Source organism: Serratia sp. Tan611 (assembly GCF_905188235.1).
Lineage (GTDB): Bacteria > Pseudomonadota > Gammaproteobacteria > Enterobacterales > Enterobacteriaceae > Serratia_B > Serratia_B rhizosphaerae.
Genome location: NZ_LR994655.1, coordinates 2,934,419 through 2,957,108, shown reverse-complemented (window position 1 = coordinate 2,957,108; position 22,690 = coordinate 2,934,419). Strand labels below are relative to the sequence as shown.

17 protein-coding genes are annotated in these 22,690 nt (G+C 58.7%); 13 read left to right on the top strand and 4 right to left on the bottom strand.

All coding sequences use genetic code 11. From position 1 onward, the window contains the following. Positions 1 to 4: 4 nt before the first annotated feature. Complete coding sequence (locus tag TAN611_RS14010; RefSeq protein WP_203066590.1) at positions 5 to 1,258, bottom strand: EpsG family protein; 1,254 nt, start codon at positions 1,256 to 1,258, stop codon at positions 5 to 7. A 201-nt stretch (positions 1,259 to 1,459) separates the two neighbouring features. Further along, positions 1,460 to 2,749, bottom strand: coding sequence for an acyltransferase (locus TAN611_RS14005; protein ID WP_203066589.1), 1,290 nt, complete (start codon positions 2,747 to 2,749; stop codon positions 1,460 to 1,462). A 254-nt stretch (positions 2,750 to 3,003) separates the two neighbouring features. Here TAN611_RS14005 and TAN611_RS14000 point away from each other — a divergent pair, with 254 nt between their 5' ends. After that, entirely contained in the window at positions 3,004 to 4,488 is a 1,485-nt protein-coding gene (locus TAN611_RS14000; protein ID WP_105231539.1) for a YchO/YchP family invasin, read from the top strand. On the opposite strand, the gene narL is transcribed toward TAN611_RS14000, so the two are convergent. After that, the gene (gene narL / locus TAN611_RS13995) at positions 4,481 to 5,140 is read right to left on the bottom strand and encodes a two-component system response regulator NarL (protein WP_111736911.1); all 660 of its coding nucleotides are present in this window, start codon (positions 5,138 to 5,140) and stop codon (positions 4,481 to 4,483) included. The two genes, TAN611_RS14000 and narL, sit on opposite strands and share 8 nt — an antisense overlap. A gap of 53 nt (positions 5,141 to 5,193) precedes the next feature. Further along, complete coding sequence (narX, locus tag TAN611_RS13990) at positions 5,194 to 6,960, bottom strand: nitrate/nitrite two-component system sensor histidine kinase NarX (RefSeq protein ID WP_105231537.1); 1,767 nt, start codon at positions 6,958 to 6,960, stop codon at positions 5,194 to 5,196. Positions 6,961 to 7,314: 354 nt separating this feature from the next. Here narX and TAN611_RS13985 point away from each other — a divergent pair, with 354 nt between their 5' ends. The 12 genes from TAN611_RS13985 to TAN611_RS13930 all read left to right on the top strand — a co-directional run bounded on the left by TAN611_RS13985 (position 7,315) and on the right by TAN611_RS13930 (position 22,668). Beyond that, complete coding sequence (locus TAN611_RS13985; protein WP_105231536.1) at positions 7,315 to 8,709, top strand: NarK family nitrate/nitrite MFS transporter; 1,395 nt, start codon at positions 7,315 to 7,317, stop codon at positions 8,707 to 8,709. Between the two features lie 673 nt (positions 8,710 to 9,382). Then, complete coding sequence (locus TAN611_RS13980) at positions 9,383 to 10,285, top strand: helix-turn-helix domain-containing protein (RefSeq protein WP_105231535.1); 903 nt, start codon at positions 9,383 to 9,385, stop codon at positions 10,283 to 10,285. Between the two features lie 174 nt (positions 10,286 to 10,459). Beyond that, complete coding sequence (locus TAN611_RS13975) at positions 10,460 to 11,422, top strand: NAD(P)-dependent oxidoreductase (protein WP_105231534.1); 963 nt, start codon at positions 10,460 to 10,462, stop codon at positions 11,420 to 11,422. Positions 11,423 to 11,496: 74 nt separating this feature from the next. After that, positions 11,497 to 12,546 (top strand): UDP-N-acetylglucosamine--undecaprenyl-phosphate N-acetylglucosaminephosphotransferase, encoded by a 1,050-nt coding sequence (gene wecA / locus TAN611_RS13970; RefSeq protein ID WP_187044527.1) that lies wholly within the window; start codon positions 11,497 to 11,499, stop codon positions 12,544 to 12,546. A gap of 20 nt (positions 12,547 to 12,566) precedes the next feature. Then, positions 12,567 to 13,697, top strand: a complete 1,131-nt coding sequence (locus TAN611_RS13965; protein ID WP_203066588.1) for a polysaccharide export protein — start codon at positions 12,567 to 12,569, stop codon at positions 13,695 to 13,697. 28 nt (positions 13,698 to 13,725) lie between these two features. Next, complete coding sequence (locus TAN611_RS13960) at positions 13,726 to 15,912, top strand: polysaccharide biosynthesis tyrosine autokinase (protein ID WP_203066587.1); 2,187 nt, start codon at positions 13,726 to 13,728, stop codon at positions 15,910 to 15,912. Positions 15,913 to 15,916: 4 nt separating this feature from the next. After that, on the top strand, positions 15,917 to 17,200 hold the full coding sequence (locus tag TAN611_RS13955) for a flippase (RefSeq protein ID WP_187044529.1): 1,284 nt from the start codon (positions 15,917 to 15,919) through the stop codon (positions 17,198 to 17,200). After that, entirely contained in the window at positions 17,193 to 18,041 is an 849-nt protein-coding gene (locus TAN611_RS13950; RefSeq protein ID WP_105231530.1) for an ATP-grasp fold amidoligase family protein, read from the top strand. Before TAN611_RS13955 ends, TAN611_RS13950 begins: the two co-directional genes overlap by 8 nt. Positions 18,042 to 18,125: 84 nt before the next feature. After that, the gene (locus TAN611_RS13945) at positions 18,126 to 19,031 is read left to right on the top strand and encodes a glycosyltransferase family A protein (protein ID WP_105231529.1); all 906 of its coding nucleotides are present in this window, start codon (positions 18,126 to 18,128) and stop codon (positions 19,029 to 19,031) included. A 1-nt stretch (position 19,032) separates the two neighbouring features. Further along, positions 19,033 to 20,088 (top strand): glycosyltransferase family 4 protein, encoded by a 1,056-nt coding sequence (locus TAN611_RS13940; protein ID WP_105231528.1) that lies wholly within the window; start codon positions 19,033 to 19,035, stop codon positions 20,086 to 20,088. 7 nt (positions 20,089 to 20,095) lie between these two features. Next, positions 20,096 to 20,839, top strand: a complete 744-nt coding sequence (locus tag TAN611_RS13935) for a glycosyltransferase family 2 protein (protein WP_105231527.1) — start codon at positions 20,096 to 20,098, stop codon at positions 20,837 to 20,839. Then, complete coding sequence (locus tag TAN611_RS13930) at positions 20,836 to 22,668, top strand: carbohydrate-binding protein CenC (protein ID WP_238404470.1); 1,833 nt, start codon at positions 20,836 to 20,838, stop codon at positions 22,666 to 22,668. The genes TAN611_RS13935 and TAN611_RS13930 overlap by 4 nt, the downstream gene beginning before the upstream one ends. The last annotated feature ends 22 nt before the right edge of the window (positions 22,669 to 22,690 follow it).

Sequence of the window (22,690 nt, the reverse complement as noted above, 5' to 3'; positions counted from 1 at the left end):
TTGACTACAGCGCACCGCTGATCTGTAGCTTGGCGAACACCGCCGGCAGGCTGTCGGTCAGCAGCGCCTGCAGATCGCCGTACCAAAACTGCTGTACGCCAATCAGATTGATGTACAGATAGGAAGCGACGCCGAGGCTGAAACACAGCAGCGTCAGCAGCACCCGGCTGACGGCGTCTTTCAACTGGCCGCAGATAATGACGATGAAGATCAGCACGAAAATCATCATATTGAACGAGTAGCGGTTAGCGACCTCTTCAAAACTGCTGGTGGCGAAGAAGATGGCGCAGGTATAGAGAAACATCAGCCGCACCGCGTAGGCGCTCTGCAGCGCCGGGTGGTCGCGGTGGCGGAAGTAAAAGCGGGAAAACTGATACAGCGCCTCCACCACGGCGATATACAGCAGCGTTATCTGAATTTTCCGCAGCGGATTATTGCCGAAGCTGCCGCTGACGTAGGCCTCGGCGCGCGTCGCCAGAAAGTCGTTGCCGACCAGCGCCAGCAGTTTGGGCATCAGCAGCGCGCCGCCCAGGTAGCAGGCGGCGAACGCCGCCAGCGCCGGCAGGGTGCCGATAGTGCGCCAGCGCGCCGGCAGCAGCAGGAAAGGCAGGAACAGGTAGGACGAGAAGTGACTCAGGGAGGCCAGGATAATCCACAACAGCATTGGCGCGCGTCGCTGCTCTGCCGCCGCCAGCACCAGAAAGGACAGCGCCAGCCCCTGACGCAGCAGATTGCCGTACAGCCCCTGAAAATTGTACTGACAGCAGAACAGAAACAGGATGACGGCAAAGTAGACCCGCGTCAGACGATAGACGCCCAGGGCCAGCAGCGAGAAACTGACAATAAAGAAAGCGGCGAAGGCGGCGTTGCCGCTGCCGAACAACATGGCGCTCAGTTTGAACAGCAGGTGTGAGAGAAAGTCCGCGCCGGAAAACTGCGTCAGCCACTCCGTCAGGCCGTAGCCGCTGGCCTGCAGCATCTCAAGGTAGTAATTCACCTTGTCGTTCATCCGCGGCTCCAGCGTTTTGGTCGCCAGCGGCACCGCTGATATCAGCGTCAGGATCAGAAAGGCGGCCAGGCTCAGGCTGCGGCTGGGCCGCTGGCGCAGCAGCATCACGGCGGCGATCAGCCCGCAGCCCGCTACCAGCGAGATATAAGGCGCGAACCAGACGCACAAAGCCAGCGGCGGCAACAGCCACCCCAGCGCGGGAAAGCGCGTTTCCGGCATGCCTGCGGTCGCGGCGGATGAGTTTGGCATAAGCGGTTCTCCGTTGCCCGAATGTCCCTGAATGCGTAGTGCAGGCTAACATTCGTCGCTTCCCGCGCGCATGTGAGTTTTGGTGAAATGACGCAGGTTTCACCCCGCTGCCGGTTGGCAGCGGGGTGAAGAAGGAAAACGGGAGAGATGAAATTCAGTGAAATGGGGCGAATAAATCGGCAAAAGGCGAGCGCGCCGCGCTTATGCGCCGCCGTTGCCGGCCGGCTGGCGCTTGGCCGGCAGGAAGCGACGGGTCAGCGCGTTGCGCAGCGGCACGACGAAACGCTCCTGGAACAGCAGGCACAGCATCACGCTCAGCAACAGATACAGCAGATAGCCGGTAATCGACAGTTTCACCTCGCCGGCGGCGGCGATACAGGCGCTCCAACTGCTGAAACAGCCCAGCGGATCGCCGCGCAGCCACTGTTCAACGGTGCGGAACAGGTTAAACAGCGGCACGTGCAGCGCGAAGATCGACAGCGAGGCGGCCCCCAGCCGTGGCGACCAGTGCTGTACCCAGCGGCTGGCCGGGGTGCGGGCCAGCGCGCTCAGATAGACCAGCGCGCACTGCGCCGGCAGCAGCAGGCCGTTATGCAGCAGGAAGTACCAGTATTTGGCACCGCCGTGGGTGAACAGGAAGGTGGCAATCACAAAGCAGGCGGCGATAAAGGTGACGCAGCCCCAGCGCCAGACGGCGCCGTGCGGCACCGCATCGGCGCGCCGCTGACGGAAGATGGCGTAACAGACGATGCCGGCCAGAAACTCCGGCAGGCGGAACAGCGGGCCGCGCTGCAGCAGGCCGGTATACGGCATGCCATATTGCTGCTGCCAGATCACCCATATAGCCGGCAGCAGATACAGCCCCCACAGCAGCACAAACCACAGCTTTTTATTGCGTACGGCCAGCAGACGCGGCGCCAGCAGCGGGAACAGCAGGTAAAAGAAGAACAGGGTAGACAGTGACCACAGCGGGGCGTTAAAGGTCAGGAAGTAGGGGTTCCAGGCCTGCAGCATCAGCAGTTGCAGCAGCGTGTTAAACGCCAGCTGCGGGTTGGTCATATAGTGACGGAACATTTCCGGGTTGGTCCGCCCCAGCTCTTCATTGGTGTCGTAAATCACAAAGCGCAGGCTGGCGGCGGGGCCTTCCGGCGGGATCGCCCACCACTGCATCAGCGTGACCGTCAGGATGGCAATCAGCAAGGCCGCAATATGAATCGGATACAGGTTAAAGAAGCGCTTGGCCCAGAAAGTGCGTGCCGGTTCGCGCATTTGATTGCCGTTGAAATAGACGTGGCTCAGCAGAAAACCCGACAGGATAAAGAAGGTACTGGTGGCGAAAAAGCCCATGCTGGTGAATTCCGGCAGCATGGGAATACTGCGGATTTGCGGGTACTGGTGGGCGGTGTGGTACACCATCACATAGCACCCCAGCAGAAATCTCAGCCACTCCAGGCCGATAAAGCGCTCTTTACTTGGTTGTTTCTGGCTCACTCAGCCTCCTGCTCTGCACGTCAAAGTGGTTCGAAGCATAGCAGGTTTCATGCCATTGCCGATTGAGTTTTATCTGATTGTTTTCTGGGGGCTACGGACTATGCTGCGGTATCGTCGTTTACCCCGGCGACTCACGGATAACGGGCGCGGGCCTGTGCTATAGTGAATACATCTTTGGCTGTCTGCGGTTCGGAGTAACCGTAGCAAAAATTGAGTTTACCCTCTCCCGTGGACGGGGACGTGGTGCGAGTTTAATGGCAGTTTTGATTCAACATTTCCGCAAAGTTAGACCTATCGCTGACGGCAGTGCGGCCCGCCGGGTTTCGCTGCTGTGTCTGTTAGTTCCTCTGCTTCCCATCTTGCCTGTTGCGGCAGAGTCGCCGCCGGCGCCCGACTCCGTGGTGAACCGGAATAAAAACGCCGCCGCCGACCTGCCGGAGCTGGGCGGCAGCACGCTGCTGGAAAGCGCGCGGGAAAAAGAGTGGGCGACCAAGGCCAAATCCTTTGGTGAGAGTAACCTGAATAAGGTGTCGAGGGAGCAACTGCGCACCCAGGCGGAGAACTACGCCATCGGCCAGGCGACCGGTCTGCTGCAGCAGCAGGCGCAGGAACTGCTGTCGCCGCTGGGAACGGCGAATGTCTCGCTGGCGCTGACTTCGGACGGCGACTTTTCCGGCAGTAAAGGGCAACTGTTCAGCCCGCTGTACGATGTTAACGGTCTGCTGACCTACAGCCAGCTCGGTTTCCAGCAGCGCACCGACAGTTCATTGGCCAATCTGGGGCTGGGTCAGCGCTGGGTCAGCGGCGACTGGCTGCTGGGCTACAACACGGTGTTTGACAGCGATCTGGAGAACCAGCGCAACCGCGCCAGCGTCGGCGCCGAAGCCTGGGGGGATTACCTGCGTTTTTCCGCCAATTACTATCAGCCGCTTTCGGCGATGCGCGAGCAGCAAAGCGACGGCGTTTTCCTCAGCCGTCCGGCGCGCGGCTATGATATTACCACCCAGGGTTATCTGCCGTTTTACCGGCAGCTTGGCGCTACGCTGAGCTATGAGCAGTATCTCGGCGACAATGTCGACCTGTTCGGCAGCGGCAATAAACAGCGCGATCCGCGCGCCATGCAGCTGGGGCTGAACTATACGCCGGTGCCGCTGATGACGCTGAAGGCGCAGCACAAGCTGGGCGACGGCGGTGAAACGCAAGACAGGGTGGAGCTGTCGGTCAATTACCGTTTCGGCGTGCCGTTGTCGAAGCAGATCTCGCCGGAATACGTGGCGCAGGCCAAGTCGCTGCGCGGCAGCCGGTACGATCCGATCGAACGCAACAGTGTGCCGGTGCTGGAGTTTAAACAACGCAAGACGCTGCAGGTGTTTTTGGCGACGCCGCCGTGGAACCTGCAGCCGGGTGAAACGCTGCAGCTGGTGGTGGATATTCGCGCCAGCAACAAGATTACCCGCGTCAGCTGGCAGGGTGATACCCAAACCCTGAGTCTGACGCCGCCGCGCAACAATACCGATCCGCACGGCTGGAGCGTGATTATGCCGGCCTGGGACGATACGCCGGGAGCGGAAAACCGTTACCGGCTGTCGGTGACGCTGGAAGATGAAAAACAGCAGCGCGTGACTTCCAACTGGATCACGCTGCAGCTGACGCCGCCGCTGAGCGCCGGCGGCGGCCGGGAAGACGAACTGTCCGAGCCGAAAATGCTGCAGACGCCGCAGGTGCCGGCGCTTAACTGACGGTTTTTCCCTGCAGCACCCATACGGCGGCCTCGACGCGGGATTTTAGCTTCATTTTTTTCAACAGGTGTTTGACGTGCACTTTCACCGTGCTTTCGGTGATCATCAGTTTGCGGGCGATCAGTTTGTTCGGTAACCCCTGGGCGATCAGCTTCAGAATATCGCGCTCGCGCGGGGTCAACTGCTGGATATCGCGTTCGGCGGCCGGACGGTTGTCGCGCAGGCTGGCGGCCAGGATCGGCGTTAGGGTTTCGCTCAGCACCATCTGACCGGCGGCGGCCTGATGCAGCGCCTTCAGCAGGACTTCCGGCTCCATATCTTTCAGCAAATAGCCGTCGGCGCCGCGTTTGAGCGCGCTGACGACGTCGTCTTCGTGATTGGAGACGCTGAACACCACCACCCGGCCGGACAGGGCGGTCAGCCGCAGCTGGTCGAGGGTTTCCAGCCCGTTCATGCCGGGCATATTCAAATCCAGCAGGATCAGATCCGGGTCAAACTGTTCCGCCAGCTCAACGCCCTGCGCGCCGTTACTGGCTTCGGCGATGACCTGCAAGCGGGAATCCATGCTGATTAACTGTTTGACGCCGTTGCGCAGCATGGGGTGATCGTCAATCAGCAGTATGGTGGCGGCACCTTCAGTTTCGGTGGTCATAACTTCTCCTGTAAATGTTCAATGGCCGGCGACCGGCGCTATTCCCTGATATATCAGGGGATCTCCGGGCGGAATACCACGCTGACCGTTGTTCCGCCTGCGTCTCCGGAGACGATCTCACAGCGGCCGTGCAGGTTTTTGGCGCGATCGCGCATAATTATCAGCCCGTAATGGTCGGGGCGTTCGCTGTTGGGCGGCAGTCCACAGCCGTTATCGCTGACGGTCAGCGTCACTTCCCCCTGACGGTTGGTCACCTGAATGCGGACTTCCGTCGCCTTGGCGTGTTTGTGAATATTGCTGAGGGCTTCGCGGGCGATTTGCAGCAGGTGGATTGCCTGGTAAGCCGGGACGGTGCGTGGCCCGAGCTGATAATCCAGCGCAATGTCGATGCCGAGGCGTGTGTTGAACTCCCGCACCGTGCTCTGCAGCGCCGCCAGCAGGCCTGGCTCGCTCAGCTGCAGACGGAACGTGGTCAGCAGTTCGCGCAGTTGGCGGTAGGCGGTATTCAGCTCCTCGCGCATCTGCTGCACCAGCGTCAGACTGTCGGCCGGCAGGCCCGCTCCCTGCATCTGCAGACAGCTGGTCTGCATCTTCAGACACGACAGGGATTGGGCGATCGAATCGTGCAGCTCGCGGGCGATAGCGGCGCGCTCTTCCATCAGAATCAATTGCTGCTGATGGTCGACCTGCCGCTCAATCGCCAATACGCTGGTAAGCTGTTCGACCAGCGTACTGACCAGTTGTTGGTGTTCATCGCTTAATGGCTGCCGGCTTTGCGCCAGCAGGAGGCCGTAGTTACCCAGTTTATCGCTCAGGCTCCAGCTGAGCGTCGGGCCTTCATCCACTATGACGTCGTCACTCAGGCAGGCGCGGCAGGACGGATTGTGGCAGTGCTCCGGGCGCAGCGGCTCATGGCTGCTGAGCTGCTGGAACTGCTCCTGGCTGTTGTTTTCGTACAGTCTGACCTGCATGGCGCGCAGCGGCGTCAGGGTTTGCAGCTGGCTGAGCACCGGCATCAGCCGGCTGCACATCGGATCGCTGGTATGCAACTGGCGGCTGGCGTGATAAAGAAAGCGCAAAACCTGGTTTTTCTGCTGCAGATCGGCGGTTTTTTCCGCCACGCGCTGTTCCAGCCGTGCGTACATGGTGGACAGTTCATCCGACATGCCGTTCAAGGCGCCGCCGAGCGAGGCCATTTCATCCTGCCGCCCGCGCTGGGGGAAGCGCCGGCTGAAATCGCCGCGTCCGACCGCCATCGCCATGGTGACCAGCTGACGCCAGGGGTGCAGCAGGCGGCGGCGCAGGTAGCAGATGGTGCCGGCCAGCAGCAGCAGCGTCAGGGCGATAAACACCCACTGCACCAGCGTTGCCGCCAGCAGCCGGCGTTCGGTCTGACGGTCGATATCCGATACCAGCGCGTCCAGCAGGCCGACGAAGTGCGCCACCTGCGCGTCGGCGTCGGCGGGGTGCTGCGCCTGGCGCAGGCGGGGCTGCAGCGTGTGCTGCCAGTAGTCGCGCAGCGCATAAAATTGCGGCGTAAGGCCTTCCTGCGCCACCGAACGTTGTAAATCCTCGCTGTCGGCATCGCGGTTCAGTTCAGCAATCAGCTTCTCGCTGCGCGCATCCAGCGGTAACGATGCCAGCAGACGATAGCTCTGCATACGCAGCGATCCCGCCTTGTTGATGGCATGCGCATTGCCCTGAATGCTTTGCGCCATCCAGGCGGAGATGCTCATGCCGCCGATGCCAAGCAGCGCCAGCAGCAGCATCAGCACGGCGACCTGATTAACGATGGAGAGCGGAGCCAGTAATGATTTCATACGGCGCAGATTCCTGAAAACAACGACGGCGAAGTGAGGAACAATCGGAAGACGGGCGAGCCGTTCCGATAACAATTTGGCGCTATTTTTCATTATCCCTGCAGATAACCCCATACCTATAACGAAGTAACCATTAGTTTCCCCGCCTCCGGCACACCGGCTTTCCTGCGTATTGAGCGATGGCTATCTGGTTGAATATAAAAACCATTTAAACGATTTGGCGTTTACTCCCTAATAGAGTTGGGGGCATTTTGCGGCGGCGGCTACCTGCATCCGGGTTGATTTATGTCAACTTTGCACTAAGGGGGGAGCTCTAGGGTGAGCGCAATTATCAGCGTGCTTTCGAGGTTATTTATGTCGCACATAGCAACGTCATCAAACAAAAAAACGGGCGCGGTTATTCAGGACTGGCGGCCCGAGGACAGCGAGTTTTGGCAGCAGCGTGGGCAGCGTATCGCCAACCGCAACCTGTGGATCTCGATTCCCTGTCTGCTTCTGGGGTTCTGCGTCTGGATGCTGTTCAGCGCCGTTGCCGTCAATCTGAACAAGGTCGGTTTTAACTTCACCACCGACCAGCTGTTTATGCTGACGGCGTTACCTTCGGTATCCGGCGCGATTATGCGCGTGCCTTACTCCTTCGTGATACCGATTTTCGGCGGCCGGCGCTGGACGGCGATCAGCACCTGTCTGCTGATCGTCCCCTGCCTGTGGCTGGGGATGGTGGTGCAGGATCCCGCTACGCCTTTCCACATCTTTGTGATTATCGCGCTGCTGTGCGGCTTCGGCGGCGCCAACTTCGCCTCCAGCATGGCGAATATCAGCTTCTTCTTCCCTAAAGCGAAGCAGGGCGGTGCGCTGGGGCTGAACGGCGGCCTGGGCAATCTCGGCGTCAGCGTGATGCAACTGGCGGCTCCGCTGGCGATTACGCTGGGGATGTTTACGCTGTTTGGCGGCAGCGGCCATCAGCAGCCGGACGGCAGCCAGCTATGGCTGGAAAACGCCGCCTGGATATGGGTGCCGTTTCTGCTGGTCGCCACCTTGGCGGCCTGGTTCGGCATGAACGACCTGGCGGCATCCAAGGCGTCGTTGCGCCAGCAGTTGCCGGTCCTGAAGCGCGGGCACCTGTGGTTGCTCAGCCTGTTGTATCTGTCCACCTTCGGTTCTTTTATCGGTTTTTCCGCCGGGTTCGCCATGCTGTCGAAAACCCAGTTTCCGGATGTGGTGATCCTGCACTATGCCTTCTTTGGCCCGTTCCTTGGCGCGCTGGCGCGTCCGGTCGGCGGTGCGTTGTCGGATCGCTTTGGCGGCATCCGCGTGACGCTGATCAACTTTGTACTGATGGCGGTATTTGCCGGGCTGCTGTTCCTGACGCTGCCGGACGCCGGTTCATCCGGTTCCTTTATCGCCTTTTACGGCGTCTTTATGCTGCTGTTCCTGACGGCAGGGCTGGGGAGCGGCTCCACCTTCCAGATGATCGCAGTGATCTTCCGTAAAATTACCGTCGACCGCGTCAAGGCCGCCGGCGGCAGCGATGAAGAGGCACAGCGCGAAGCGGTGACCGACTCTGCCGCCGCGCTGGGTTTTATTTCCGCTATTGGCGCGGTGGGCGGATTCTTTATCCCCAAAGCCTTTGGCACCTCATTGGCAATGACCGGCTCGCCAGCCGGGGCGATGAAGGTATTCCTGGTGTTTTATATTCTCTGCGTGGTGATTACCTGGCTGGTATACGGGCGTAAGCCGCGCGGATAATACGCCTTTCCCTGCAGGTATCTCCGCGCTAGGAGAGATACCTGCAACAATATGATTAAGCCCTGTAATATCAATAATATTAAATAACAGGATGGGTATTCTTCCTAAGAAAACATGCGCCAACACCCAATGGTTAATTATGTTATTTAATAATGGATTGGGTGTCAGATTATTTATTCTAATGATTTCCATGCTTCCTTCCCTGTAATATAAATAGTAAAAACTCCCCAGAATTTCCCATTTTAAATTAATTGTCCGGCACTCATTCAATGAGATTAGTCTCATTCTTCTTTCATGCCACTTTTCACGATTGCTTTACAATAGGATTAGGTCGAAATGCCGAATGCTTATTGTTTTCACTTGATTGATTTTATGATGAAATTTTATGATTTCATTGTCTGTTTTTTGTTTGTGTTGGTCTGCTTTTCTTTTTTAATTCATCTGGTTGGGTGCGGTGTTGTGCCGGGTGATTGCGCAGGGAAACAGTTTTCCACCAGGGGTTAAAAAGGCATTTAAATTATATGGATATGTATAAATAGCATGAGTGAAATTGACTTTTCATATGGGTAAAAATATAAATTCGCCAACTTGCTAAGTTTAGATTTGATTTCTTTGTCGTTTTTTCTTATTTCTATATCACGCGTGCAGGAGTGGGCTCATTAAGGAAATTAACGTGGATCTCGATAAAAGAATAACGATTAGGAATCTCAATGTATTGATCCCTTCCAGGAAAAGCACCCGCCTACGTTGGAAGGAGTATCAAATACTCTCACTGTTGGTTGCCAACTCCCCCGAACTGGTGACTCGGGCAGAGATTATAGAAAGCATATGGAAAGGTACTTACTGCTCTGATTCAACGATAAATCAGACCATTAAATCCATTCGCCAGAAGATCGGCGATAGCGATCATACCATTATCAGAACCATCCCTCGCTTAGGTTACAGGGTTGAAAACCGTGCAATATTTAATTTCTTGAGCGATGACAGCCATGATGATGAAGCTATTTTAGAGCACGAATCTTTGGTGGAAGAGGATATTCAACAGGAATCATCTGAAAGTGTTGGTCGGGGGAGTTTTTCTGAGGATATGGCAATAAGCGCCGAGCGCGATTCTGAGATGAATCAAGAAAAAATAGCGGCTCAGCATCCGCTTTGGCATACGCAGCCGTTTAAACCGCAAAAGAGACAAACGGGGACTTTTTCCCTGTTGATTACCCGCGGCGTCAAACTGGTGTCCGTGCTGGCGTTATTCGCGGTTATCGCAAATGTTTTCTTTTACCTGGGAAGTCAGGCGCGTCCGCTCGCGGAAGGAAGCCGCATATACAGCCCGACGCGGGTGATGCTGACGTTAAAGTTCAGCAATGCCGATAATCCTGATGCACCTTCGTCGCGCTCGCTGCTGTGCATGTATCAGGGAAATAAGTCCTTGCAGGTGACGATTGAATGCATTGATCCCAAGAAGGGGCGGTTCCGGCAGCAATATCGTTATGATGAAATAAAGGAGAGCAGCGAAATTCAGCTTACCCTGCCGGACAATCTGATGAACTCATTTGTTTCTCGCGAAAGAGAGAATTAGACAAAGAGAAATTTCACTTTTAATCCTGTTTTACATGGCGTGACGACTGCTATTTTATTTTTTGTTATTTGAAAGGGGAAGTTAATTTGTTCAGTCTGTGTCCGATAGTTAATCGCTATTGGCTTTCTGCCAGAATCACTGGCGGAAATAACGATAACAGGCTGAGTGAATATTATGGATGAGCGTAAAGTAGCTATTATCGGTGGCTCCGGCTTTATTGGCACACGGTTAGTCAAACGTCTGCGTTCGCGCAGCGATCTCACGCTGCGCATTATTGATAAAAATCCGAGTGAGGATTACCCCGAACTTTATCAATACGGCGATATCACGCAACCGCAAACCCTGCGCTCCGCGCTGGACGGTTGTGACGTGGCGATCAATCTGGCGGCGGAGCACAAGGATAACGTGCAGCCCAGTTCGCTTTATTATCAAGTGAATGTGGAGGGCGCACGCCACCTTTGCCAACAGGCTGCGGCGCTGGGTATTCGTCAGATCATTTTTACCTCTTCGGTGGCGGTATATGGCTTTGTCCAGCAGGAAACCGGCGAAGACGGCGCCTTTGATCCTTTTAACCACTACGGCAAATCCAAACTGGAAGCGGAATATGTTTATGAAGCCTGGCGCAAGGCGGATAAGCAAAACAAATTGACGATAATCCGGCCGACGGTGGTCTTTGGCGAAGGCAACCGCGGCAATGTGTATAACCTGCTGCGCCAAATTGCCGGCGGGCGGTTTGTCATGATTGGCAGCGGGAATAATTTCAAGTCGATGGCGTATGTCGAGAATATCGCCGCCCGGCTGGAACACGCGCTCGATCAACAGCCCGCCTATCAGATCTGCAATTATGTCGATAAACCCGATTTGACCATGAATCAGCTGGTGACCACGGTGTCGGCTTCGCTGGGCAAAAATAGCAAAACGTTACGCATCCCTTATTGGCTGGGATTGTGCGGCGCCGGCGCTCTGGATTTGGTGAGTAAAGTCACCCGGCGTCAGTTTCCCGTCAGCCGCATCCGCGTGCAGAAGTTTTGCGCCAGAACGCAGTTCAAAAGCGATGTGCGCACTGATTTTGTTGCACCGGTGCCTTTGGAGGATGCGATTGCCAAAACCATCAGGCATGAGTTTCGCGCGCGCTGATGCCATGGTGCGCTGACGCACCAGGAAATCGGAGGACGGCAGGCGGCGTCATTTCAGGGAGCAAGGAGGGAGAAATGGTTTATCAACTGGGAGTGATATTTTTTCTGGCGTTGCTGCTGATGGCGATCGCCAGGGGAGTGGCGCTGAAACTGGCGCTGGTCGATAAGCCCAGCGCCCGCAAACAGCATCAGGGCCATATTCCGCTGTGCGGAGGCATCGCGATTTATCTGTCGGTGGCTCTGTTCTCGCTCTGGCAGCCGGACGGCGTGCCTCATATGGCGGTCTACCTGTGCTGCGTGACGGCGCTGCTGCTGCTGGGCGTGCTGGATGACCGCTTTGAGCTGTCGGTCGCGCCGCGTATGGCGGTACAGGGCGGGCTGGCGCTGGTGATGATGCTGGCGGCCGGCATGCGGCTCTCTTCGCTGGGCAGCCTATGGGGCGGCGAAGCGTTGCAGCTTGGCTACGGCGCCTTGCTGGTGACGCCGCTGGCGGTGTGGGGCGCGATTAACGCTTACAACATGGTCGACGGTATTGACGGTCAGTTGGGCATACAGTCCTGCGTGACGCTGGCCGGACTGGCAGTGCTGTTCGCTCTGGGCGGCCGTCTGGACACGGCGTTCTGGTGCCTGAGTCTGATTGTCACCCTGGCGGCCTACTTGTTGTTTAACCTAGGTTTTTTTGGGCGCCGCAACCGAATCTTTATGGGCGATGCCGGCAGCATGGTGATGGGATTTACCGTGTTGTGGCTGTTGTTGAGCGCGACGCAGGGCGACGGTGCGGTGATGCGTCCGGTCGGCGCGCTGTGGCTGATTGCCATGCCGTTGATGGATATGGTGAGCGTCATGCTGCGTCGTATCGCCCGGCGTCAGAGCCCGTTTCGAGCCGGTCGCGATCATCTGCACCATATTTTGATGCGCCGTGGTCTTAGCGCCCGCCAGGCATTGGCGGTAAGCGGTCTGCTGGCTTTGGCTCTGGCCGTTGTAGGCCTGTCCGGCGAGCTGATGGCGTGGCAGGAAAGCCTGATGCTGGCGGCATTTATGCTGTGTTCCGGCGGCTATTTCCTGCTGGTACGTGAACCTCGGCGGACAACAATGGCCGCCGGCTCGCCGGCAGCCGACCGTTAATTTTGTAGCAGGATGCTTGCATGAATTTTGATTTTACCCGTCTGGCACTGGCGCTATCCGTCACATTGCTTGGCAGTTGTAGCCTGTTCCCCGGTTCCCATTTGCCGACGGCCGGCAAGTTTAAGGTGACGACATCGGACGATCGTGACGCCCCGGCGCAGCCGGTCGCGGTATACCGCATGACGCCGATGCTGCTGGCCAAGATGCGGCGGGTGCAGCCGTCGGCGCGGCCTAATCCGCAGTTGGAACTGTTCCGGCAGAATTATCAATACCGCATCGGCGTCGGCGACGTGCTGAACGTTACGGTGTGGGATCATCCTGAACTGACCACACCGGCCGGGCAATACCGCAGCGCCAGCGATACCGGTAACTGGGTACACACCGATGGCAGCATTTTTTATCCGTATATTGGCCGGCTGCAGGTAGTGGGAAAAACCCCCGGCGAGGTGCGCGGTCTGATCGCCGCCAGGCTGGCGGCATTTGTCGAGAATCCGCAGGTGGACGTCAATATCGCCGCATTTCGTTCACAAAAAGTATATGTCACCGGCGAAGTCAACGTCTCCGGCCACCAGCCAGTCACCAATATACCGCTGACGGTGCTGGATGCGATCAACGCCGCAGGTGGCCTGACCGAATCTGCGGATTGGCGCAATGTTACCGTGACGCATCAGGGAAAAGAGCAGGTTATCTCCTTGCAGGCGCTGATGCAGTACGGCGATCTGAGTCAGAACCTGCCGTTGACGGCGGGGGATATTCTCTACGTGCCGCGTAATGATGACCAGAAAGTCTTTGTGATGGGCGAGGTTGGCAGACAGGCCACTCTGAAACTGGATCGCAGCGGCATGACATTGACCGAAGCGCTGGGCAACGCAGACGGCGTCAGCCAGTCGCTGGCGGACGCCACCGGGGTATTCGTTATCCGTCCCGGGCGTGACAAAGACGGGGAGCCATTGGCGGCGTTGTATCAGTTTGATCTTTCGGATGCGACCGCGTTGGCGATGGGGACAGAGTTTCACTTACAACCGTACGACGTGGTGTATGTCACCGCTGCGGCGGTGACGCGCTGGAACCGGCTGATTAGCCAATTGGTGCCGACCATTTCCGGTTTGAACGATCTGAGCGAGGCCGCGCTGCGGCTGCGTAATTGGTAAAAGGTAATGGTCGATGCAAGGAGCAGCGATGATAAAAAATAGTGCACAACCCGGTGCGGTGGCCGATGTGGAAGAGAAACTGGAGTGGGAGCGCCTGATCGGCCTGCTGTGGGATAACCGTTGGCGTCTGGCGCTGGCGACCATCTTGGCGGCGTTGCTGGGACTGCTGTACGCGCTGCTGGCGACGCCGATCTATGAGGCGACGGCGATGGCGCAGGTGGAGCAGCCGACCACCGGCGCGTCGCTGCTGCGCCAATCGCTGGACAATGCCGGCGAGCAGTTTTCCGCTACGCAGGATGAGATTGCGCTGGTTAACTCCCGCTACGTGCTGGGGAAAACCGTGGACAGCCTGGGACTGACGGTGCGGGTCAGCGCGGATGCTTTCCCGCTGGTGGGCAAAGGCGTAGCGCGTTTGCTTGGCCGGCCGGTCCCACAGTTGGCGATTGCCGAATTGGCGGTGCCGACGGACATGTTGGGTAAAGTCCTGACCCTGAGCGTGCGGGAGAACCAGCGCTTTACGTTGAGCCAGGACGGGCGGACGGTGCTGCGCGGCCGGGCGGGGGAGACGCTGCAGGACGGCGCATGGCGTCTGCGCGTGACGACGCTGTCCGCCGAGCCGGGCGCGACGTTTAGCGTGGTAAAGCTGGCGCGTCAGCAGGCCATCGACGATCTGCGCCGCAATCTGAGCATCACCCTGGCGGGTAAAGAGAGCGGCATCATGACCTTCAAACTGGAGAATGAAGATCCGCAGTACGCCAGACGGATTCTGCAGAGCATCACCGAAAACTATCTGCAACAGAATGTCGACCGCAAAACCGAAGAGGCGCAGCGCATGCTGGCGTTTTTGGCGCGTCAGCTGCCGCAGACTCAATCTTCGCTGAATCAGGCGGAAAACCGGCTGAACCAGTTCCGCCGGCAAAATGATTCGGTGGACCTGTCGCTGGAAGCCAAGTCGGTGCTGGATACGCTGGTGCAGCTGGAGGCGCAGCTTAATGAACTGACCTTCAAAGAATCGGAGATTTCCAAGCTGTATACCCGCGCGCACCCGGCATATCGCGCCCTGCTGGAAAAACGCGCCACGCTGGAGCAGGAAAAAAAGCGTCTGGGCAAACAGGTGCAGAAGCTGCCGAAAACCCAACAGGAGGTGCTGCGCCTGACGCGTGATGTACAGGTTGATCAGCAGGTGTATATGCAGCTGATGAACAAACAGCAGGAGTTGAGCATCAGCAAGGCGGGTACGGTGGGGAACATCCGCATTATCGATGCGGCGGAAACGACGATTAAGCCGGTAAAACCGCAAAAAATGCTGATCGTCATACTGTCGCTATTGAGCGGCGGGACGATTGCCGCCGCGGTGGTTCTGTTGCGCGGTGCTTTTCACCGGGGCATTGACGATAGCGCCGTGTTGGAAAAGCGCGGTATCAATGTGTATGCCACGGTGCCGCTGTCATTATGGCAGACGAAGCGCAACCGCAGTCAGCAGCTGTTGCTGACGCGCTCCGGCGGTGAGCGGCTGCCGATCCTGGCGCTGGAACAGCCGGAGGATCTGGCCGTTGAAGCGCTCCGCAGTCTGCGCACCAGTCTGCACTTCGTGATGATGGAGGCGAGCAACAATATCCTGATGGTGTCCGGCGCCAGTCCGGCCAACGGGAAAAGTTTCGCCAGCATTAATCTGGCGGCGGTGCTGGCTCAGGCCGGCCAGCAGGTACTGCTGATTGACGGCGATATGCGCAAGGGGTTTTTGCATCGCTGGCTGAGCAACGACGCACGGCACGGGTTGTCCGACGTGCTGGTCGGCCGCACTGAGCCGAGCCTGGCGGTGCGCACCACGGCGCAGGCCAATCTGGATTTTGTCCCGCGCGGTCAGGTGCCGCCAAACCCTTCCGAACTGCTGATGCACCCGCGTTTTACGGACTTTTTGCGCTGGGCAGGGCAGCGTTACGATATCGTGCTGATTGATACGCCGCCGATTCTGGCGGTCACCGATGCGGCGATTATCGGCCATCATGCGGGAACCTCTTTGATGGTGGTGCGTTTCGCGGTTAACAGCATAAAACAGGTTGAAGCCAGCCTGCGCCGCTTTGAACAGAACGGCGTATCCGTCAAAGGCGTGATTCTCAACGGCGTGGTGAAAAAGGCCGTTACCGATGTCGGTTATTACAACTTTGCCTACCCCAGCCACCGGGAAGAGGGCGACACGGTGCACAGGACCTAGCCCTATGAAGGCGATTTTGCACAATGCGTTCTGGCTGATGCTGGAGCGGGTATCGCTCAGCCTGTCGGGCGTGTTCGTTTCCGTCTATGTGGCGCGTTATCTGGGGCCGGCGCAGTTCGGCGCGCTGAACTATCTGCTGGCGACGATCGCTATTGTGGTGCCGCTGGTGCAGCTGGGCGCCGACAGCGTGATCTTCAACCGCGTTGCCCGCCGCCCTGACAGCGGCGTCCGGCTGATGATGGCCTCTATGCAGCTGCGGCGGCGGCTGTTTTTACTGCTGGCGCTGCCGCTGTGGTTATGGAGTTTTTATCACCATCCGGCGCCGCAAACCTGGATGAGCACGCTGCTGCTGGCAAGCGCCTATTTTTCCGTCCAGGACGTTTACAAGATTTACTACGATGCCCGGCTGCAGGCGAAGCGCAATACGCTGATTAACAACCTGGCGTTAGCGCTGGCGATCGTCCTGCGGCTGGCGTTGATCGGCGCGGCGCTGCCGCTGGTGTGGTTTGCCGTGCCGTATCTTATCGCCAGCGCGCTGCCTTACCTGACGCGTCTGTGGCTGTTTCGTCGCGGCTCACCGCCGGCGCCGTTTAACGCGCGCGCGACGCGGCGCTATGGCCGCTACCTGCTGCGTGTCGGTCTGCCGCTGGCCGCTGCCGGGCTGTCGATCGTCATCTATACCCGCATCGATCAAATCATGCTCGGCAATCTGCTCGGGCCGCAGGCGGTAGGCTGGTACAGCGCCGCCGTAACGCTGGGCCAGGGCTGGATCTTTATTCCTCTGGCGCTGGTGACGTCGCTGATGCCGGGGATTGCCCGCTGCGCCGCCGGTCCGGAACGGGAATACCGTATCCGTCTGCTGTGCCTGCTGGCGCTGCTGATTTCTCTGCCGGCGCTGCTGATACTGGGCGGCTACGCCACGCCGCTGGTGACGTGGCTGTATGGCGAGGCATTCCGCCCGGCCGCCGATGTTTTGGCGATGAGTACCCTGACCGCGCTGTTTTCGGTGCTGGGGACGGTGGCGTATCGCAGCATGGTGCTGTTGGCCGGTTACCGTTTTATTGCGCTGAAGATGCCGCTGGTGGCGTTGGCCAACGTGGTGATGAACGCCATGCTGATCCCGCGTTACGGGTTGCCCGGCGCGGCGCTGTCGACGCTGCTGGCTGAATTTTTCTCACTGTTTGTGTTAAACGCTTTTTTCCGCGGCGGACGGATCGTCCGTTTGCAACTGACCTGTTATTACGCTCTGCCACGTTTTATTCGCACGCTAAGGAGGCGGCATGCTTAATCGTTTATTGAAAGGGATCGTTCGGTGTTTGCCCGATGCGCTGCACCATCAGGTGAAATATGCGATGTACTTTAAGCGGTGGCCGCGTCTGGCGCACCCGCGCGGCTATAGCGAGAAGTTGATGCGGCGCAAGATTTATCCGCGCAGCGTTTACACCATGCTGTCGGATAAATACAAAGTGCGCGAGTTTATCGCCGGGCTTTGGGGTGACGCCTATCTGATTGAACTGTACGCGCACGGCGCGGAACTGAGTTATGACGTATTTCGCCGTCTGCCACGCCAGTTCGTGCTCAAGGCCAACCACGGCAGCGGTTATAACCGGCTGGTGTTTGATAAGGAACAGGTCAGCTACGCCGAACTCTACGATCAAACCCGGTGCTGGATGCGCGCCAATTTTTATCAGCAAAGCCGTGAGCGGCACTACCGCGATATTGAGCCATGCATCATGGTCGAACGGTTGCTGCTGGAAAACGGCGAGGTGCCGCACGATCTCAAGTTTCACTGCTTCAACCGCGATGGCGTGATTCGCATTTTTATTCAGGTGGATTACCAGCGTTTTGGCGAACACCGGCGGGATGTTTTCGATGAAAACTGGAACCGTACGGAAATTCGCCTTGTCCTGCCTAACGCCGAGCAGCCTCTGGCCGCACCGTCGCAATTGGCGGACATGCTGCGCCTGGCGCGCCTGACGGCGCAGCAGTTTTCCTATCTGCGGGTCGATTTTTATCAGGTGGGGGAGCGGGTCTACTTCGGCGAGCTGACGTTTACGCCCGGCGCAGGTTTATCCCGCCTGATGCCGGAGCGCATCGAGCAGGAATGGGGCGGCTACTTTACCGAGTAACGGAGGGCATGCCGCCGACATTGCTCCATGCCCTCCGTTACCGCAGATAAACGCGATTACCCACCATTATCCTTGAGGTAAGAAATGGATTTCTCAATTGTTATGCCAATTTATAACAGCGCAGGATTTTTACCGAAGACGCTCTCCCGCATTTTTGCCGCCTGTCGGGGATTCGACTACCAGGTGATTCTGGTGGATGACGGCTCGGATGCGATTGATATCGCTCAGGTGCGGCAAATTGCCTGCGCCCACAGTCAGGTAATGCTGCATGAGAAGAAGCAAAAGAGCAATGCGGCGGTATCGCGCAATCTGGGCGTGCGGCTGGCGGAGGCGGAGGTGGTGTTTTTTCTCGACGCCGACGACTACTTCACCACCAACTATATTATCCGCCGTCTGAAATACCACGAAGACGTCAGTATTGACATTATTTTTGGTAATTACGCCGAGGTGAGCGGCGTATCGGTGCGCGACTATACCTTCCAGTATCAGAGCGGCAGCGCCGGGGAAGATTTCCTGTTCCTGGAGATGGGCGACATCCGTTCTTCCACCATCAGCATGCGTAAAAAAAGCGATCGACGCTTTTTGTTTCCCGAATTTCTGTATAAGCACCAGGACTGGGGTTTTCTGGTCAACGCCACCAATCTGGGGGCGCAGATTGCCCACGATGCCGGCGGAGGAGTGTATCTGGACGTTGGCCGCGCCAGTCGGATGAGCACGCGACTGAACCTGGAAGCCAGCGATCTGTTTATCGACGCGTTCCTGTCCTCAAGCGCGCAGCATATCAGCGGCTTCGCCTGCAAACATCTGCTGGCTTCCCTCTACAGCGAGAATCAGCAGGCGTTCAGTTATTACTCTTCGCGCACTCTTCAGCACTCGCTGAGCGGCAAATTCAAACTGATCAAGCTGTACGGCGACTGCCTGACGCGGTTAGGTCTTTTTCCGCTGGGCGGTCGTCTGCTGCGCCATGCCCGCAACGGTTTTCGGAGGTGAAATGACGTCACGCAATATTGCCATTGTTATTGAGAATATCGCCGGGAAAGGCGGAACCGAACGCGTCGCCAGCGGCCTGGCCAATGCGCTGGCTGACAGCGACGACATGCGGGTCACGCTGTTCTCTTTCGGCGGCGAGCGGGCGTTTTTTCCGCTGTCGCAGTCGGTGACGCTGCGCCCGATCGGCAGCCGGGCACCGTGTTGGCCATGGCGGCTGGCGTGGGCGCTGCGGCGCGGGCGTTACGACGCCATCATTGTCGTCTCGATGGGGCGTTTGTCGGTGGTGATGACGCCGTATTTGCGCCTGCTGTGTCCCGATAGCCGGCTGCTGCTCAGTGAACACGTCAGTTTTCAGCAGTATCCGTGGCCGATGCGCTGGCTGAAACTGCTGATTTATGCCTTGGGCGACCGGGTGATTTTGCTGACGCACCGAGATCGGGCGCGGATCGGCCGCTGGATCCGGCAGGATAAATGCCTGGTGATCGAGAACGTTTCGCCGTTTACGCCGCAGCCGCCCGACTGCGGTCAACGGCGCAACGTCGCCTTGGCCATCGGCCGGCTCACCGAACAGAAAGGCTTTGACCGGTTGATTGACGCCTGGCGGCAGATCGCCCGTCAGGCGCCGTCATGGCAGCTGTTGATCGTCGGTGATGGCCCGGCGCGGCCGGCGCTGCAACGGCAGATTGCGCAGGCGGGGTTGGAGCGTCAGGTCTCTTTGCTGCCGGCGACGCCGGACGTGGCGCGCTATTACCGTCAGGCCAGTCTGTATCTGATGACCTCCCGTTACGAGGGGTTGCCGATGGTGCTGATTGAAGCGCTGAGTTTTGGCCTGCCGCTGGTGGCTTATGACTGTCAAACCGGGCCGGCGGAACTGATTGAGTCCGGGGTGAACGGCTATCTGGTGCCGGACGGCGACAGCCCGCAGTTCTGCGAACGGGTGCTGGCGCTGATGGCGGATAACGCACTGCGGCTACGCTTTGCGCACGCTTCGTGGCGGCAGGCGCAGCGCTTTACGCCGGAACGTATTTACCCCTTGTGGCAACGGATTATCACGTGAGGAACATATGGAAAAAGTATCAGTTATTATGCCGGCCTATAACGCAGCGGCATCCGTCAGGGCATCGATTCTGGGCGTGCTCAACCAGAGCTTTACCGACTTTCAGCTGTATGTGATTGACGACGCCTCCACCGATGAGACGGCGGACATTGTGGCGTCGCTGAGGAATGAGCGTGTGACCTATATTCGCAACCCGCGCAACCTGGGGGTGGCGGCCACGCGCAATATCGGTATCGATATGGCCCGCGGCGACTACCTGGCGTTTTGCGACAGCGATGACGTGTGGCTGGGCAACAAGCTGGCGCGGCAGGTGGAGATTTTGCAGTCCGGCCGCTACGACGTGGTGTGCTCGCACTATTACACCTTTGAGCAGGATCTGCATCAGGTGAAGAACTACCGCGGCGCGGCGGAGGTTATCGACTACCCGGCGATGCTCAGGAGCAACCGCATCGGCAACCTGACCGGTATCTACAATCAGCGGCGCACCGGTAAGGTCTATCAGCAGCCGGTGGGGCATGAAGATTACCTGATGTGGCTGGCGGTGCTGGAACGGGCATACAACGGCCTGGCGTACTGCGTGCCGGAACCGCTGGCATTTTACCGGGTTTCCGACCATTCGCTGTCCGGCAATAAGCTGCAGGCGGCGGACTGGCAGTGGAAAATCTACCGTCAGTATCTGGGGCTGTCGTACCAGAAATCTTGTTACCTGTTTTTTGCTTACCTGTTGAATGCGGCGATGAAGCGGCAATGAGCGGTTTGATGCCGGCGATTGCCGCCGCCGCGCTGCTGCAGGGGATGCCGCCGCAGGAGTGTGCGCCGAATCTACTGCAAAACCCCGGTTTCGAACAGGGGCTGCAGGGCTGGCGCGGCGAAGGTGCCGGAGAGGATAGCGCGGCGCACGGCGGCAGGGCCAGCCTGCGCTATCACAATCAGGATGCCGCCCGTTACCACACCTTTAGCCAGACGGTCGCGGCGCAGCCCGGACAGGCTATCGCGTTTGGCGCCTGGCTGAAAGGGCACGGGCTGCAGGGGGCGCCGCAGGATCGCGGCGCCAGCGTGTATATCCAGAGTTTTGATGCACAGGGGCGTTTTCTGGAGGGGCGCTATCCGACGGGAATCGTCGGCAACAGCGGTTGGCGGCATATCTCGGCCTTGTATCGCGTGCCCCGGCGGGCGGCGCGGGTGACGCTGGGGCTGTATCTGCGCCGTGGCACCACCGGGACGGCGTGGTTCGACGATGCGTATGCCTGCGTGCTGTCGCCGCAGGCGGCGCTCTATCCGGCGGGCGGTCGCACGCTGATTGAAACGCCGCATCCACAGTGGGTGACGGTCAGCAGCGTGCTGCTCGATCGGCAGCGCAAAGTTGTCGACCAGACGAACCAGCGGCGCTATATCGCCGGGCGCTATTGGCTGGGTTATACGCCGCCGCCGTTGCCGCCGGGGGAATATCGCCTGCGTCAGCAGGTGACCGAAGCGCCGACGGGGCGCAGCCGCAGCAGTGAGATCGCGCTGGATATCGGTCAGCCGACGCCGACGGTGGCGATTGACGGACAGGGGTTTACCCGTCGCCGCGGCGAACGGATATTTCCGCTGGGGATTTACACCACCCGCAGCGGCGATGATGATCTGGCGCGTATCGCCGCCGCCGGTTTCAACAGCGTGCTCAATTACCGTTATGGCGTTGGCAAGGACGCCGACGCTTTTTTTCGCCGCAGCCGGCGTCACGGGCTGCAGGTTATCTACGCCATCAAAGATCTCTATGCCGGCAGCCGTTTTGCGCCGGCGACGCGCGGCAGCTATGCGGCGTTGGCCGCCGCCCAGATTAACCGGCTGAAAAACCAGCCTAATTTACTGGCCTGGTATATCAATGATGAGCTGGGGCTGGAGTTTCTGCCGCAGATTGCGGCCAGGCACCAGCAGGTGCAGCGGCTTGACCGCCACCACCCGACGTTTCAGGTGCTGAATAAAACCGCCACGCTGGATGACTATTTCAACAGTGCGGATATTTTGGCGACCGATCCCTATCCGGTCGGTTCGGAGCCTCACCTGCGCCGCACCCTGCATGATACGCAGCAAACCGTGCGCGCGGCGCGCGGGGTGAAGGGCGCCTGGATGGTGATTCAGATTATGGATCATGCCGCCTATGATGACCGGCGTTCTGCGCGGGCGCCGACGGAAGATGAAGTCCGCACCCAGGCCTGGCTGGCGCTGATCGGCGGCGCGCGCGGGCTGCTGTTTTATTCCTATAACGACCTGTTTTATCAGCAGCGGCGTGGCCATTTTGACCGCGCGGCGTTTGAGACGCAGTGGCGCGGTATCGCCCGTGTGGCTCGTCAGGTTAACGGTTTCAGCCCTTACTTGCTTACGGGTGACGGTGTAACGCTGAAATTGCCGGGATCCGCAGCGGCGGCGCGAATCTTCGTGCGTGGCGACCGTGCGCTGCTGCTGGTCGCCAATCCGGAGGCGCGCCCGGTGACGCTGCGTCTGCAGTTGCCGGATGGCTGGCGTCATCAGACACGCCGCGAGCTGGAGATACCACTGCCGCCGCTGGGCAGCACCCATCGGTGGCTGCATCGCTGAATCCGGTTTGCCGCCGCTGCGG

Bases quoted from the DNA above. Each gene is read 5' to 3' on its own strand.
- narX (WP_105231537.1), bottom strand. From the start codon at position 6,960: ATGAAATCATTACTGGCTCCGCTCTCCATCGTTAATCAGGTCGCCGTG.
- TAN611_RS14000 (WP_105231539.1), top strand. From the start codon at position 3,004: ATGGCAGTTTTGATTCAACATTTCCGCAAAGTTAGACCTATCGCTGAC.
- TAN611_RS13960 (WP_203066587.1), top strand. From the start codon at position 13,726: ATGATAAAAAATAGTGCACAACCCGGTGCGGTGGCCGATGTGGAAGAG.
- TAN611_RS13945 (WP_105231529.1), top strand. From the start codon at position 18,126: ATGGATTTCTCAATTGTTATGCCAATTTATAACAGCGCAGGATTTTTA.
- TAN611_RS13950 (WP_105231530.1), top strand. From the start codon at position 17,193: ATGCTTAATCGTTTATTGAAAGGGATCGTTCGGTGTTTGCCCGATGCG.
- TAN611_RS13955 (WP_187044529.1), top strand. From the start codon at position 15,917: ATGAAGGCGATTTTGCACAATGCGTTCTGGCTGATGCTGGAGCGGGTA.
- TAN611_RS13940 (WP_105231528.1), top strand. From the start codon at position 19,033: ATGACGTCACGCAATATTGCCATTGTTATTGAGAATATCGCCGGGAAA.
- TAN611_RS14010 (WP_203066590.1), bottom strand. From the start codon at position 1,258: ATGCCAAACTCATCCGCCGCGACCGCAGGCATGCCGGAAACGCGCTTT.
- TAN611_RS13985 (WP_105231536.1), top strand. From the start codon at position 7,315: ATGTCGCACATAGCAACGTCATCAAACAAAAAAACGGGCGCGGTTATT.
- narL (WP_111736911.1), bottom strand. From the start codon at position 5,140: ATGACCACCGAAACTGAAGGTGCCGCCACCATACTGCTGATTGACGAT.
- TAN611_RS13935 (WP_105231527.1), top strand. From the start codon at position 20,096: ATGGAAAAAGTATCAGTTATTATGCCGGCCTATAACGCAGCGGCATCC.
- TAN611_RS13965 (WP_203066588.1), top strand. From the start codon at position 12,567: ATGAATTTTGATTTTACCCGTCTGGCACTGGCGCTATCCGTCACATTG.
- wecA (WP_187044527.1), top strand. From the start codon at position 11,497: ATGGTTTATCAACTGGGAGTGATATTTTTTCTGGCGTTGCTGCTGATG.
- TAN611_RS13975 (WP_105231534.1), top strand. From the start codon at position 10,460: ATGGATGAGCGTAAAGTAGCTATTATCGGTGGCTCCGGCTTTATTGGC.
- TAN611_RS13930 (WP_238404470.1), top strand. From the start codon at position 20,836: ATGAGCGGTTTGATGCCGGCGATTGCCGCCGCCGCGCTGCTGCAGGGG.